A 15,137-nucleotide genomic window follows, 5' to 3' on the forward strand; every position below is an offset into this window, starting at 1 on the left:
GCAGCATCTTACCAGAGTGAAGACCCGTGTTAAAAAGACTGAATACAACAAAATTTATTTCTATCGCAATTTTATCTGCGGTTTTGTTCGGTTGCGGCACGACTTCTGCGCCGGTACAGACTGAAAAGACACAAGTTTCTTTATCCGCAGTGACCGAGACGTCATCGCAATATTTGGCCCTTGCTGCCAAAGAAAAAAATAAACAAACCCGCGATAAATATGTTTTACTCGCCGCGCATGCCTTTATCAACGAAGGGAATGCCAGCGCTGCAGATAAAGCGCTGAAATCGATTGCGCAAGATATCAGCCAAAAACCAGAGCTACTGGCGGAGCATATTTACCTTTCCGCTCGCGTATTAGAGATGACGTCGACCTATGATCATGCTCTGCAGGTGCTTAATTATCCAAGCGACTGGACACTGCCAAACTGGCAATGGGTCAGTTACTACCAGTTTAAGGCTCACCTGTATCAATTAGTTAATCAACCAATCGATCAAGTGAGACAATTGAGCTTACTGAGCCAGTATTTACCGGCCTCACAGGCTCAAGAAGTCAACGACACTATTTGGCGCTCTCTACAGCCGATTAACGAACAAACCCTATTAAGCTTTAGCAACGATACCTCTAACCCGATTTTTGCGGGTTGGGTACAACTGGCCTATATCGCTAAACACTATGCCGTCGACCCTAACGATCTGGTTCGCCACTTAGGCAGCTGGCAACAACTCAACCCGTATCATCCTGCAGCGGCAAAACTGCCCACTGACTTAGAAAAGGCACTTAACACTCAGCCTTATCAGCCAAAAAATATCGCGGTCTTACTGCCATTAACAGGCTCACGTGCAAGCGTTGCTAGCACCGTCAAGCAAGGCATTATTGCCAACTATATGGCAACCGGTGACGACAGTGTTGCACTCAACTTTTTCGATACAGCAACAGGTGCACAGGCCGCTTACCAGCAAGCCGTGGCATCGGGCGCTGAATTTATCATTGGTCCACTACTGCAAACTGAAGTCGAGCAGTTACAGAATATGACTGCTGTAGGCGCTCCCGTTAACGCGGTTGGAGAGGCTGTCGCCGTGAGTCCAGTGGTGAGCAAGACCATTCCACAGCTTTACTTGAACCATATTGATACTTTTACCGCCGATCCTGATAAGTATTTCTTTGCCTTATCGCCGACCGATGAAGCCATTGATGCGGCTCAGCGCCTATACAATGATGGTATTGAACAGCCGTTACTATTAGTCAGCAATGATGCTGTTGGCCACCGCATGGCGGAAAGCTTCAATAAGGCTTGGCAAACCCTGACTAATAATCCGGCCGAAATCCATTACTATGACGGCGGCGACAAAATGAAGGTCACCGTACAAAAAGCCTTAGGCGTTATCGATAGTAAAGAACGTATTTCTCGCATTAAGGCTATTTTGACTCCTAAGATTGAAGCGGATTTTCGCTCCCGTCGCGATGTCGATGCTATCTATATGATTTCTGCCAGCCAAGATTTAGCGCTACTTAAGCCTTTTATCGACGTTAACTTTAGCGTGTTTGCTGAGCCTGTGCCTCTGTATACCACCAGCCGTAGCCGTGTTGAAGGTAACGACCGAGAAACGGCTAATGAGCTGAATAACTTAACGATTAGCGACATTCCATGGCTGATCACGCCCAACACTGAAACCCGTATGGTCAATGAGCTATGGCCTAACTGGAGTAACAGCCGTAAACGTCTATTTATTATGGGCTATGATGCGCTCGATTTAGTCGGTAAACTGGCACAAATGCACGCCTTACCTGGCTATCAGTTTACAGGGCGTAGCGGTTTGTTATCGGTGCAACCTGACGGTACCTTGAATCGCCAGCTCAGCTGGGGCCGCTATCAAAGAGGTAACTTGCGTCCGCTATAAAGCCGATGCAGGAAGCTTTTGATAAACTTTACAGTTAAATACGCTGAAGCAAATAGTCTCGGCACAATCTTTAAGATATATTCAAATTAACGCGACAAGGATGAGCGAATTTGGCACCAGCTAACCCAAATCAAGGCCAAATTGCCGAATATGCAGCACGGCAATATTTGCAGCAACGTGGGCTAACCTTTGTCGAACAAAACGTGCGATACCGTTTTGGTGAAATAGACATAGTGATGAAAGATGGCAGCGATTGGGTGTTCGTTGAGGTAAAATACCGCTCTCCATCTCAATACGGTGGTGCCGTTAATGCTTTGAGCCCAGCACAAGCAAGGCGAATTAGAAAAGCAGCAAACCATTACATACAGTTAAATCGAATCGATGCTATTTGTCGTTTCGATGTCATTGCGGCCGATCCCCAAGGGATCCAATGGATCCGCGGTGCATTTTAAATAGTTTAATTTTCATATGTACCACCAGCCAAAAGTGGACATAAATAAACATAGGGTTTATCCATGTTAGAACGCATTAAAGACAGCTTTACAGAGTCAATTCAAACTAAGATTGATGCTTCTGAAGCACTACCAGAATCAATTGCTAAAGCCGCTGAGATGATGGTTCACTGCCTGCTTAGTGGTAATAAAATCCTAGCTTGCGGTAATGGCGGTAGCGCCGGTGATGCACAGCATTTTTCTGCGGAGCTATTAAACCGCTATGAAATTGAGCGTCCACCACTACCCGCTATTGCTCTTAGCTGCGACACGTCAACAATCACAGCGATTGCTAACGATTACAGCTACGATGAAATCTTCTCTAAACAGATTATGGCACTAGGCCAGCCTGGCGATATTTTGTTAGCGATTTCAACCAGCGGTAACTCAGGTAACGTGATTAAAGCCATGGAAGCAGCCCTAAGCCGTGACATGACAATTGTATCGCTAACCGGTAAAGATGGCGGCGCGATGGCAGGCCTACTTAGCGTCAACGACGTTGAGATCCGTGTGCCATCAAATGTCACCGCCCGTATTCAAGAAGTTCACCTGCTAGCGATTCATTGCTTGTGTGACAACATCGACCACACATTATTCCCGCAGGACGAACAAGCATGAGAGCAGTGCTCCCATTAATCGCGATTGTGTTAATGCTGCAAGGCTGCGCTGGGGCCGTTATGGTCGGTGCAGTCGGCGGTGCAATGATGGTTAATGACGAGCGCAGCTTTAAGACTCAAATTGATGACACCAATGCCGACTTTAATATCTCTAGCGCATTGGCTTCTCATGATGACTTAAAAAACCAGGCGAATATTAGCGGGATTGTTATGAACGCTAATGTATTGATGATTGGCCAAGCGCCGAACTCAATGCTGCGAGATAAAGCGGTTCGTACTGTTAAAGAGCTAAAGATTGGCGGCAAGATCCATAACCAGATCCGTATTGGTAATCCAACCTCTTTTACGACTCGTAGTAACGATACCTGGATCACCACTAAGGTGAAGGGTCGAATGCTCAATGAGAAAGGCTTAGATGTAACCAATATTAAGGTCGTCACTGAAAATGGTGAGGTGTTCTTAATTGGTTATGTCGAACGCGCTCAAGCCGATTTAGCCGTGGAAGTGGCGCGTAATACCGCCGGCGTGCGCAAAGTGATTAAGGTGTTTGAATATACAGATTCTTAATCACAATGCCCTTCGCCAACACCTAAAAGATCATCCCGCCTTTTGCTCGATGATTTTTTTGGGTTTTAAATTAGCCATTCTTGCAACTATCCATGGAATAACTAGCGATGGCAGTACAATAAAGCCTGCACCAACCCAGCTCAAACCGTCTAACCACTCATCGAATAGCAGCCAGCCAAACAACACACAAAAGAGTAATCCGGTGTATTCAGCAATCGCTATCTGACTCGCCTGCGCTTTACGGTAAGCCAATACACACAACCAGTGATACGCCAGTAAGAAGCAGTTACTCAGTGCCGCAATGCCGATTAAGCCCCAGCTTACGCCCTCAAAGCCCTGTACCAGTATCATCACCAATGTCAGCGGGATACTGAGCGTGTTATACAACATCAGGGTCACACTTGGATCCTCGCTATCGGGCAGCTTACGTAGCGCGAGCTGATTCAGGGCAAAAGTAAAAGCCGAGATCAGCACCGCAATCCCAAACCAGTTGATTTCGCTTGGACGCAGTAAGATTAAAATACCAATAAAACCTAAAATGGTGGCGAGCCACTGAGTTGGCGTTACCTTCTCTTTTAGAAAAATCGAGCCCATCAGCACAATCATCAAAGGGGCAGAAAAGAATAACGAACTCACCGTCGCAATAGGTAATGACATCAAGCCCATAATCAAACACACCGCCCCTAATGCCCCCGTGTTCGAGCGGAAAAAGTGGACTTTTACATGTTGAGTCGTCGGTCTTTTAGCGTAAAACCATAAAGGCAGTAACATCAATACCGATAGTATTTGCCGTATTAACAAGAAAGTCGCGGCGTTACTTCCCTCTGGCATCCATTTAATAGAGACATCATAGAGCGCACTAAATAGGTTGCCGAAAACGAGGATAGCCATAGCAATTATGACGTTAGATTTCATCTGTTTTTCCACAGTACAACTGAATATGCGCGCATGATATCGCCCACAAAAGCCAAACTAAAATGATGTTTTTTATCCATGCATGAATTAAATTAATATCATGATGAAGATCACCTATTAAATTCATATATTGAGCAGGTCACTATGCGCAAACTCCCGCCATTAAGAGCCTTGCAGGTTTTTGAAGCCGCAGCTAGGCAGTCTCACTTCTCACGTGCTGCAGCCGAATTATGCATCACGCAAAGTGCAGTCTCTCATCAGGTAAAGCAGCTAGAAGAACATTACGGAGAACGCTTATTTAAACGTGAGGGACGGCAGCTGCAACTCACTAGCAAAGGTGAACTGCTATATCGAGAGTTAGAACGGATCTTCAACGAGTTAAGTGACTTAAGTATGCAAATAAGCGGTGACAGTAACGAGCAACTTCGCCTTGCTGTGTACAGTTCGTTTGCGGTCAAATGGTTAATTCCAAGACTCAGCGATTTTAGACGTCAACACCCTCAAATCAAAATCCGTCTCGACATGATAGCCGATGACCCAGAACTCAGTGACAGCGTGGCAGATATGTTTATCACCGGCCAAAGCGGTCAATTAGGTTACCACCATCACTTACTGCATAAAGAGCGCTTAATTCCGGTTATCAGCCCAAGTTTACTGGCGCTAGATAGCATAGCACTGGACGAATTAGCCAAGCACCCATTGCTGACGGTTGATGAAGGTGCACTGGGGCTCGATTGGGACCGCTGGTTTGTGGTAAACAACTTAGTGCCACCCGCAGAACAACAGCAACATATTTTTAGTCATGTGTTGTTAGCGATAGAAGCGGCTATAACTGGCCAAGGAATTGCGCTGGCATCTGACTTTATGGTGCAAGCTGATATTGATAAAGGGGTATTAGTAGCGCTTGATTTACCCGATATTTTGACTGGATTTGAGTTCTATTTCAGCTGTAAACAGCGCCGCCTCAAAGAGCCCGCTATTGCAGCATTTGTTGCTTGGTTAAGTCGCCAATAACGCGATCAAACTGAAGCAAGAAAGCTTAAGCAATACGACTTCAGTAATAAACTTAAGCAGCAATAAAAAAGCCAGCGATAATAGCTGGCTTTGAATCAATTTTAGGACCAGATACCGAATTAAACGATAAGCCCAATCTTTTCGTATACATTCTTGATGGTAACTTCAGCGCGAGCCTGTGCCTTTTCGGCACCGTCTTTCATCACTTTAGCCAAGAAATCGTGGTCTGCGCGGTATTCTTTAAAGCGCTGCTGTAGCGGCTCAAGCATACCGACAACGGCTTCACCCGTAGCCACTTTTAATTGACCATACATTTTGCCTTCAAACTCGGCTTCAATACTCGCAATCGATTGACCAGTACAGCCTGACATTAAGCTGATTAAGTTAGATACACCTGGCTTTTCAGCAACATCAAAACGGACTACTGGTGGCTCTTGACCATCTGTCATCGCCTTCTTTATCTTCTTCATGACAGCTTTTGGGTCTTCAAGTAAGCCAATAACGTTATTACGGTTATCATCAGACTTAGACATCTTCTTTAGCGGATCTTGTAGTGACATCACCTTAGCACCATGCTCTGGGATGAATGGCTCTGGGATCACAAATGTTTCACCATAAGCATTGTTAAAGCGTGTGGCAATATCACGCGTTAACTCTAAATGCTGCTTTTGATCTTGGCCTACTGGAATTTCGTTCGCTTGATAAAGCAAAATATCTGCCGCCATCAACACCGGGTAACCAAATAAGCCCACGTTAATGTTATTAGCATGCTTTTGTGATTTATCTTTAAACTGCGTCATGCGGTTAAGCTCACCCATCTGGGTGTAACAATTTAGTGCCCAGCCAAGCTGCGTGTGCTGTGGAACCTGAGACTGAATAAATACCGTGCTCTTCTTAGGGTCAACACCACAAGCCAAATACAGTGCTAGCGTATCAAGACATGCTTCACGTAATTTAACTGGATCTTGTCTGACAGTAATCGCATGCAGGTCAACGACGCAATAAAGGCAATCATGACTATCTTGCATTGCAACCCACTGACGTAATGCGCCCATATAGTTGCCGATGGTCAGCTCGCCTGATGGCTGCGCTCCGCTTAGAACTACGGGTTTCGTTAGAGGGTTCGTCATTTTGTTTATTGCTCCGTTGCTTTATCGCGCAGTTTAAGTAGCGCGGTTATTTCACTAAATTGTTCACATACGGCGTCGGGGCCGCTTAGCCCGATATCTTCACCGTAGTTGTAGCCGTAGGTCAAGCCCACAGAGGCAACCTTAGCCGCTTTTGCCGCTAATATATCGTTCTTTGAGTCGCCGACCATCAATAATTGCTCTGTTTGCAACTGCCATTCATGCAAAATGTGCTCTAATGGCAATGGATCCGGCTTCATCTTAGACAGTGAGTCACCACCAAGCACGATGCTAAAATACCCATCAATATTGAATGCTTTCAATAATGGAATGGTAAATTCAAAAGGCTTATTAGTCACAATTGCCATTTGATAGCCCGCTTGTTGCAGCTGAAATAAAACAGTTTCAACATTTGAGTAAAGCACACTGTGCTGCTGCAGGTTTAACTTATAAAAATGCATAAAGCGCGGCATAGTGCTTTGCAGCTTTTCTTCACTCACTTGGGCATCAAGAGAAAAACTGAGCGCTCTGCGCATCAACATCTCGGCGCCATTACCTACCCAGCTGCGCACCATATCATCGTTACACAGTGGCAAATTCAGCTCAGCTAGCGTCGCACGAGTCGCTGCGGCTAGATCTGGAACGCTATCAATTAGCGTTCCGTCTAAGTCAAATGCTACGGCTTTAATTTGACTAAAAGTGCTCATTGGCTACGCCTCAACAGTCGCTAATTCGCTGCGCATTTCATCAATTACCGCTTTGTAATCAGGCTTGTTGAAAATGGCAGAACCAGCAACAAACATGTCTGCACCCGCTGCTGCGATTTCAGCAATGTTGTCGACCTTTACGCCGCCATCGACTTGTAAACGAATGTCATAACCACTGTCATCAATCAACTTACGCACTTGACGCAACTTATCTAATGTAGACGGAATAAATGATTGGCCACCAAAACCCGGGTTTACAGACATCAACAAAATTACATCTAACTTATCCATTACGTGATCAAGGTAGTGCAGTGGTGTAGCTGGGTTAAATACTAGACCTGCTTTGCAGCCTGATTCTTTGATTAACTGCAGGGTACGGTCCACATGCTCAGAGGCTTCTGGATGGAAAGTTATAATTGAGGCACCGGCAGCAGCAAAATCAGGGATGATACGGTCAACAGGCTTCACCATTAGGTGCACGTCAATATCGGCAGTCACACCATAGTTACGTAGCGCCTGGCACACCATAGGGCCAATGGTTAAATTTGGCACATAATGATTATCCATGACATCAAAATGAACCACATCAGCCCCCGCGTTTAATACGGCATCGACATCTTCACCTAGACGAGCAAAATCGGCAGATAAAATAGAAGGAGCAATCAAAAATGGACGCATAACGAACTCACTTTAATGTTTAAGAAGTACGCCATTCTACCTGCTGTAGCCATAGCCCTCCACACCTGAGCGCCCATTTCAGCTAAATTGCAGAGATAAAATATTTCACCTAAACAATGAAATAGGATTTACACGTAAAAAACGTTTAAAATATAGCCTGCTTTGTTATACTATCTCGACGAGTTACAAAGGAAGTGAATAAAAGGAGGCGTGATGAAAGGATTTATACAGAATACTGCAGTGCTAAAATCTGTTGCTATTCTTGCGCTTGGCTTTACAGCGATAACCAGTTTCGCACTCTCTTCAAATCGAACCGACATTGCAGCAAATACAGCCTGTGCATGCGATAGCGACTCGAGTCAGTACAACCCTAGTCTACCTGCTAGCCACCCGAGTAATCGCTGCGCTGAACAGATGAGCGACTTAAGCTGGCAAAGCTGGTTAACCGGTAACAGCCAGACCAATCAATTACACTTTATCGATCTGTTTGAACTGTTATATGGCCATGAAAGCGCGCCTATCAGTAAGAACACTCCACTCAACAGCAAGTAATCAACAATATGCTGCGCCGCTTGTGGCACATATTCTCTAGTACTTTAGCGGCATTTTTTGGGGTACAAACAGAGCAGAATCGCGTAAGAGACTTTCAGACATCTTCACCCGTTCCCTTTATCATCATGGGCATAATATTAGCGATTATGTTTGTAGCTGCGTTACTGTTTATCGTTAGGCAGGTATTAGCATAATCCCTAGCCTAACGAGATTAGAAATTTAATCGTTTTCGTTATGGTATGAATCATCATACAGCGCCATCAGCTCATCGACTTTTTTACGGCCACTGCCCTTCTGACTAATATTACGCTGAACTTGAATCGTACCGAAACGAGCACCGTGGTATAACTCACGCGTTAACGGAATATCATGGTTACTAATCAGTACAGGAATACCACGCTCGATAGCTGTATGGCGTGCATGCCTCGCAAGCAAAGCCTGATCATCCAATGAAAAACCGCTCCCAACATAAGTCGTAAAGCTGGCTGTCGATGACAAAGGTGCGTAAGGCGGATCGCAATACACCACATCACCCGCTTGGGTCAGACCTATAGCTTGCTCATAACCGATGCACTGGAATTCGGCTTTTTGAGCCTTTTCAGAAAAAGCTCTGATCTCTTTTTCTGGGAAGTAAGGTTTCTTATACGAACCAAATGGCACATTGAAGCCCCCCTTACGGTTATAACGGCATAAACCATTAAAACCATGACGGTTCATATAGAGGAAATATACTGAGCGCGTAAAAGGATCTTGCGTGGCATTAAAAGCTGTACGTATTTTGTAGTAAGCCTCTTTTTCATTCATCTCAGGAACAAAAAGCGCTTGAGCAGCTTTGATGTATTTCTCAGGCTCTTTTTGCACAATCTTGTACAAGTTAATCAGATCATGATTAATATCGCACAATAGGTAACGACTATAATTGGTATTGAGAAATACTGAGCCAGCACCGACAAAAGGCTCGACCAGGCGGTCACCTTCAGGTAGATGTTCTGATAAGGCTTCAATCAGTTTAAATTTTCCGCCAGCCCACTTTAAAAAGGCTCTTTGTTTTTTAATCATTTAAATTGATTGAACACTGTGAAAAAAAGAGAGCTGATGATTGTACTCTGTTTATTATTGAATTTCACGAGTTGGAAGTACATCTTGTAGCTCATATTCATTAAGATTTTGCCAAGCTCGGATCCACGGCTCAGAAATTCCCGTTTTAGCCATTAATAGTGCCGACTGTTCTTGCGCACTTTTTCGACTAGAAAACTCTCCGAGTAGCACTACCCACCGATTCTTATAGCGCGCCACTTTAATTTGAGGAATATCTTCAAGCCTTAAAAGTGTGTTACGTAAAGAGTCTATCTTTTTTACACTCGCCAGCTGCAGGGTATACCCCTCTATTGGTCTACTGGGTAACTTTGCAATCGAGTCAACAGTTTCCGCTATTAGGGCCGCCTCTTCACGATGCTTTACAGCCTTGGTCAGTACTTTATTTGGCTTGTTACTTAACTCTGGCTGTATTGCATTCACTTGCTCTTGCTGCTCAGCTGCAAACGTCGAGATTTGCTTGGCTTCGTATGTAGTGACTTCAGTTGCATTAGAACCATCAAAATTGCCAAAACCCGATAAGGCTAAATGAGGTATTGGGCGGTAATGCTGCAGGATGCGCTTGGCATATTCAATAAGAAAGGTGTTATCTGGGCCAAACCGTTCGTCAGCATTAATCGCAAACGTAACCTCTTTGGCCTCAACATCTTCTGCGCTCTGATTACTATCAATTAGCAACCAACTCGCTAGCAGGGCAACAATGCCTAATGTTGAAGCGATAATAATCGTTTTTAATCTAGACTTTTGCAGTAACTGAACTTCCTCACCATTAAGCGCAAGCTCAAGTAAACCAACCACTTCTTTAGGTGTGCCAAGTTGCATCTCTAATCGGTTTTTAACTATATCCCTTGGAGTAAACGGTTGCTGTTCACTACGGCTTAATAAAGTGTAATAAAGGCCTTCGCGCTCAACTTGCTCTAATGGCTCAATATGTATGGCTAATACTTGCTCCAACAGGGGGTCTGGCAGCTGTTTGGTGACATCATTAAAAAACTCGGCAGGCGATGTCATTAAAATTTTAATCGACTTACCAGACAAGGATAGTTGACTAAGTACAATACATTCTGCCCAGATCTCAAGCGGCAATAGATGGGCGTCATCGAGTACGATACAGCTCTTGGTAGGCAGAGAGCCTATGACACTCAGTAAGCATTCTGGTAAAGGGGTTTCATCATCAAATACAGGATCGCTGAGTAGCTGAACCAATATTTTGCGCCTGATTTCAGCGCTATCGCAGTGTTTAGGACAAATAACTAATGCGGAGCTATGGTGCTCTAACTCACTGAGCAGTGCGGTAGCCAAAGTGGTCTTACCCGCACCATCGTCACCGGTTAACACCATCAACTGTTCGCCATACAAACTGAGATGTAATAGACGATGCAATAATGCATCTTGGCTTGGTAGTAGCGCAGCACCTGAAAACGACATCTAAAGTTGACCCCAATTCAGTTGTGACAATAAAGCCTTAGCATTAATTTTAGGCAACAAAAATCCACAACTATTCCTAAAGGGCATAGCCAGCAAAGAATAATCGAAGACTTGTTTTTTTATATTGAGTTTAGCGTTCACCGACCACCTGCAACATAATTTATGCGCAGTTGATAACCTCTTCCAGTAGCTCATCGGTAACGTCACTGTAGATCCCTGCTTGACCAATGCCTTCAGGTAAAATGAGTCGTAACTGACCTTTGAGCACCTTCTTGTCTCGGCGCATATGCTTAATGAATTGTTCAAAACCCATTGTTTCGGGTGCGGTTATCGGTAAATCAAATGCCGCTAATAACGCCGTTATTCGACAAACAATTGACTCATCAACCAACCCAAGCTTATTTGAAGTTATCGCAGCAAGGACTGTGCCAGCTGAAACGGCCTCACCATGCAACCATACACCGTAGCCCATTTCAGCTTCAATAGCGTGACCAAAGGTGTGCCCGAGATTCAGCAGTGCACGCACAGCTTGTTCGGTTTCATCCTTTTCTACGACTTCGGCTTTAATTTCACAGCAACGGCTAATTGCATACTCGAGCGCTTGTGTATCCAATGATTTCAACGCTTCAACGTTGTTTTCAAGCCATTGGAAAAACTCAGCATCCCAAATCACCCCATACTTAATGACTTCCGCCATGCCAGCTGCGAATTCACGTTTAGGTAGCGTGCTTAAACAATTGGTGTCAATTAATACACATTTCGGCTGATAGAAGGCTCCTATCATATTTTTGCCTAATGGGTGATTAACTGCAGTTTTACCACCAACAGACGAGTCCACTTGAGATAACAGCGTTGTTGGAATTTGGATAAAATCCACGCCACGTTGATAGCTCGCCGCGGCAAAGCCTGTCATATCGCCAATTACACCACCACCTAAAGCAACTAATACCGTATCACGGCCTAAGTTTTGCTCTAGTAATGCAGTGAATATCGAATTCATCTGTTCGAGGGTTTTATATTGCTCTCCATCGGGCAGAATGACAGGAGTCACGCACGCGAAACCCGACAGCATAGCTTCTACCTTTTCAAGATAGAGAGGCGCTATCGTTTCATTAGTGACGATTAGAATGTTTTTATGTTGAAGATAGCGAGCCAAAGGCTCGCAACTACTAAACAAATTCTGGCCAATTTCAATTGGGTAACTGCGCTCTCCGAGCTCTACCAGAACTTGTTTCGTCATATCTTAAAAACCTAACTGTTCAATAATTTGGTTTGCAACAACTTTGGCGCTTTGCTCGTCAGTCTTAACAATGACGTCAGCAATCTCTTCATAAAGAGGATTACGCACCTCGGCTAGGTTCTCTAGCACTTCTCTTGGGTCATCAACCTGAAGCAATGGACGACGCTTGTCTCTTTGCGTACGAGCAACTTGCTTATCAATAGTTGTTTCTAGGTAGACAACGATGCCGCGTGCAGAAAGATTATTACGGATCTCTTTGCTTTGAATCGAACCACCGCCTGTTGCTAAGACAATACCTTGTTTTTCGGTTAGATCAGCGACAACCTGTGTTTCACGGTTGCGGAAACCCTCTTCACCTTCAACATCAAAAACCCAAGCGATATCAGCACCTGTACGGCTTTCAATTTCTTGATCTGAATCGTGGAACTCTAAGTGCAGCATCTGTGCCAGATGACGGCCTATAGTGCTTTTACCAGCCCCCATAGGGCCTACTAGGAAAATATTACGTTTTTCGGCCATTTGATTTATACGTCTGAATCTTATTTAAGTTTGCCTACGTCAACTCAAATAAACAGAGTTGACCTTTAATCTTACCTTGCTCTATTGAGACTTGACCGCTGATTATCTCAGCTAAGTGCCATCTATGGCAAGCGGGGAATGCATTTCTATCGAAAATGTATCGACCAAAACGGCAAAGCCAGCGAATTATACTGGCTTTGTACGGCTAAATAATTTATAGCGCTTCTGAGACGATCTTCGGCGTAACAAAAATTAGCAATTCTTGGCGTTCATTTTTATCGGAGCTATTTCTGAACATGAAGCCTAAATAAGGGATGTCACCCAATATCGGCACTTTACTCACTCGGCTAATCAACTGTTGCTGGTAAATCCCGCCTAATACAACCGTCTCACCGTGGTCCACCAGCACTTGTGTGCCAATGCGTTGCGTATCAATTGAAACCGCTTGTCCTGTCGGTGTATCTACCGTTTTACCTTGAGAATCTTGAGTAATTTCAAGATCCAAAATAACACGATTATCAGGCGTAATTTGCGGCGTCACACGTAATGATAGCACAGCCTTTTTAAAGGTTACCGTTGTCGCACCACTAGAGCTTGCTTCAACATAAGGGATCTCCACACCTTGCTCGATATATGCCGCTTTTTGGTTCGAGGTGGTGATACGTGGACTGGCGATAATTTCACCCTTGTTTTCTTGCTCTAAAGCGCTCAACTCAAGATCCAATACCGTGCCATCTGCAAGCTTTGCCACATGAAATGCAATACTTGTTGGATTAGCCACAGCGGCAGGAAGGTTAACGTTTAGGCGATCACTTAAGCTTGGAACCACACCGTTTGCGATATCCCCCGCCCCTTCAAGACTACCTGAAGTGCCTTTATCGCCTTGCTGATCTGTGACCCCCCAACGAACACCGAGATCTTCAGAAACATCGTCTTTTACCGTTACCATACGAGCTTCAATCAATACCTGTTTAATTGGAATATCCAGTACCTCAATCAGGCGATGAATATTTTCCAATGTCTCTTCAGTATCTTTGACTAACAAGGTGTTAGTACGCTCATCAACGGCAACACTGCCGCGAGAGGTTAATAAACTAGAATCATCACCTTTTAACAATGCCGCGATATCTTTAGCCTTCGCATAATTAATCTGTAAGTATTCGGAGTATAGCGGAGCCAGCTCTTTTACTTCCTGGCGATTTTTTAGCTCTTGGCTCTCACGGATAGCGATCTCTTCACTAGGGGCAATCATCAAGATATTGCCTTCGATTCGCTTATCCAAACCTTTAGCTTGCAAGATAAGATCTAATGCCTGATCCCAAGGCACATCATCCAATCTTAAGGTGATATCCCCTTCAACCGTATCACTGGTCACTAGATTGAAGTTATTGTAATCAGCAATAATCTGTAGCACGGTTCTAACTGAAATATTTTGGAAGTTTAATGACAGCGAGCGTCCATCATATTTCTTCTCTTCCTTCACAATATTCATGCGCTCTGTTTTCTTCATCGTTAACTTAAATAAGCTACCGTCTTGCTGATAGTTGTACTCATAGTCACCATCAATATCCAGAAGAAAACGGGCAGTTAGATCTTCTTTAAAGGTTTCAAAGCTTTTAACTGGGGTAGCAAAATCATACACATCCATGACGTATAAAAAGTCACTCGGGATTTCTGTATTATAAAGTTTTAGTTCTAGCTTGGCGCCAACCTGCTCAACGTTTGCAGCCACAGAGCTGTTATTTAGCTTGACTAATAACTCACCACCACCATCGGCAGTCCGGCGAAAATCGATATTTTCGATGTTATTAACGAACGGACTTTTACCACTTGAACTCTGGCTCGCCACCTCGTCATTAATGGTTAAACGATAGGTATTGCCAACGACTTTACCTTGATAAGGTTTAACCTTGTCTAGACCAATAAAAACCTGTAAATCATTACCATTTGGCACAGTACTAACCGTTTCAACCCCTACCGTTTTAATTGGTAAGGTTTGCTTTTCTAGTGCCGAAATACTGTCTTCAAACCCTAAAATAATCTGAGCTGGAGACGCCTTTAGATCGATATCGGGTTCTTGAATATCATTCTCAAAAATTAACTGTAGCTCGAGCTGATGATCGACTACGGCGTGATATTTAACATCAATGAGTCGGTTAGCGGCATACGAATGCTGAGTCATACCTACGATTAATGCGAAACCAATAATAGCCTTAAATAAAGGCATTACCTTATAACTGGCTTGTGGCGTGGTTGAAGATCTCATTGTTCCCTCAGTCATCTCTT

The 15,137-nt window shown here is 44.2% G+C and carries 16 protein-coding genes; 7 read left to right on the forward strand and 9 right to left on the reverse strand.

The annotated features are described in order from the left end of the window. Positions 1–26 precede the first annotated feature (26 nt). From ACVBIU_RS14005 to ACVBIU_RS14020, 4 genes are all read left to right on the forward strand, one after another. A complete protein-coding gene (locus ACVBIU_RS14005; protein ID WP_447164038.1) occupies positions 27–1,901 on the forward strand; it encodes a penicillin-binding protein activator in 1,875 nt (624 codons plus the stop codon). A gap of 110 nt (positions 1,902–2,011) precedes the next feature. Further along, on the forward strand, positions 2,012–2,353 hold the full coding sequence (locus ACVBIU_RS14010; protein WP_447164039.1) for a YraN family protein: 342 nt from the start codon (positions 2,012–2,014) through the stop codon (positions 2,351–2,353). Positions 2,354–2,416: 63 nt separating this feature from the next. Next, the gene (locus ACVBIU_RS14015; RefSeq protein WP_012279127.1) at positions 2,417–3,010 is read left to right on the forward strand and encodes a phosphoheptose isomerase; all 594 of its coding nucleotides are present in this window, start codon (positions 2,417–2,419) and stop codon (positions 3,008–3,010) included. Then, positions 3,007–3,576 (forward strand): BON domain-containing protein, encoded by a 570-nt coding sequence (locus ACVBIU_RS14020; protein WP_447161833.1) that lies wholly within the window; start codon positions 3,007–3,009, stop codon positions 3,574–3,576. The genes ACVBIU_RS14015 and ACVBIU_RS14020 overlap by 4 nt, the downstream gene beginning before the upstream one ends. 30 nt (positions 3,577–3,606) lie before the next feature. On the opposite strand, the gene ACVBIU_RS14025 is transcribed toward ACVBIU_RS14020, so the two are convergent. Further along, positions 3,607–4,491 carry a DMT family transporter gene (locus tag ACVBIU_RS14025; RefSeq protein ID WP_447164040.1) on the reverse strand — a complete coding sequence of 295 codons (885 nt, stop codon included), beginning with the start codon at positions 4,489–4,491 and terminating at the stop codon, positions 3,607–3,609. Between the two features lie 144 nt (positions 4,492–4,635). Here ACVBIU_RS14025 and ACVBIU_RS14030 point away from each other — a divergent pair, with 144 nt between their 5' ends. Continuing rightward, complete coding sequence (locus ACVBIU_RS14030; RefSeq protein WP_447161835.1) at positions 4,636–5,505, forward strand: LysR substrate-binding domain-containing protein; 870 nt, start codon at positions 4,636–4,638, stop codon at positions 5,503–5,505. 119 nt (positions 5,506–5,624) lie between these two features. On the opposite strand, the gene trpS is transcribed toward ACVBIU_RS14030, so the two are convergent. From trpS to rpe, 3 genes are read right to left on the reverse strand one after another with little or no spacing between them, the layout of a single operon-like run. Beyond that, positions 5,625–6,635, reverse strand: coding sequence for a tryptophan--tRNA ligase (gene trpS, locus ACVBIU_RS14035; protein WP_447164041.1), 1,011 nt, complete (start codon positions 6,633–6,635; stop codon positions 5,625–5,627). 5 nt (positions 6,636–6,640) lie between these two features. Beyond that, positions 6,641–7,339, reverse strand: a complete 699-nt coding sequence (locus tag ACVBIU_RS14040) for a phosphoglycolate phosphatase (protein WP_447164042.1) — start codon at positions 7,337–7,339, stop codon at positions 6,641–6,643. Between the two features lie 3 nt (positions 7,340–7,342). Continuing rightward, entirely contained in the window at positions 7,343–8,017 is a 675-nt protein-coding gene (rpe, locus tag ACVBIU_RS14045) for a ribulose-phosphate 3-epimerase (protein WP_220778473.1), read from the reverse strand. A 213-nt stretch (positions 8,018–8,230) separates the two neighbouring features. On the opposite strand from rpe, the gene ACVBIU_RS14050 reads away from it, so the two are divergent. Next, the gene (locus ACVBIU_RS14050; protein WP_447161838.1) at positions 8,231–8,569 is read left to right on the forward strand and encodes a hypothetical protein; all 339 of its coding nucleotides are present in this window, start codon (positions 8,231–8,233) and stop codon (positions 8,567–8,569) included. An 8-nt stretch (positions 8,570–8,577) separates the two neighbouring features. Continuing rightward, positions 8,578–8,763 (forward strand): DUF2970 domain-containing protein, encoded by a 186-nt coding sequence (locus ACVBIU_RS14055; protein ID WP_447161839.1) that lies wholly within the window; start codon positions 8,578–8,580, stop codon positions 8,761–8,763. 25 nt (positions 8,764–8,788) lie between these two features. On the opposite strand, the gene ACVBIU_RS14060 is transcribed toward ACVBIU_RS14055, so the two are convergent. The 5 genes from ACVBIU_RS14060 to ACVBIU_RS14080 form a co-directional block, all read right to left on the reverse strand. Then, on the reverse strand, positions 8,789–9,628 hold the full coding sequence (locus ACVBIU_RS14060) for a Dam family site-specific DNA-(adenine-N6)-methyltransferase (protein WP_447161840.1): 840 nt from the start codon (positions 9,626–9,628) through the stop codon (positions 8,789–8,791). Between the two features lie 54 nt (positions 9,629–9,682). Continuing rightward, the gene (locus ACVBIU_RS14065; protein WP_447164043.1) at positions 9,683–11,092 is read right to left on the reverse strand and encodes an AAA family ATPase; all 1,410 of its coding nucleotides are present in this window, start codon (positions 11,090–11,092) and stop codon (positions 9,683–9,685) included. 160 nt (positions 11,093–11,252) lie between these two features. Beyond that, positions 11,253–12,332, reverse strand: a complete 1,080-nt coding sequence (gene aroB / locus ACVBIU_RS14070; protein WP_447161842.1) for a 3-dehydroquinate synthase — start codon at positions 12,330–12,332, stop codon at positions 11,253–11,255. Positions 12,333–12,335: 3 nt separating this feature from the next. Further along, positions 12,336–12,851 carry a shikimate kinase AroK gene (aroK, locus tag ACVBIU_RS14075; RefSeq protein WP_012279139.1) on the reverse strand — a complete coding sequence of 172 codons (516 nt, stop codon included), beginning with the start codon at positions 12,849–12,851 and terminating at the stop codon, positions 12,336–12,338. A gap of 214 nt (positions 12,852–13,065) precedes the next feature. Then, positions 13,066–15,078, reverse strand: coding sequence for a type IV pilus secretin PilQ (locus tag ACVBIU_RS14080; protein WP_447164051.1), 2,013 nt, complete (start codon positions 15,076–15,078; stop codon positions 13,066–13,068). Between the last annotated feature and the right edge of the window lie 59 nt (positions 15,079–15,137).

The organism is Shewanella sp. 30m-14 (assembly GCF_052977125.1).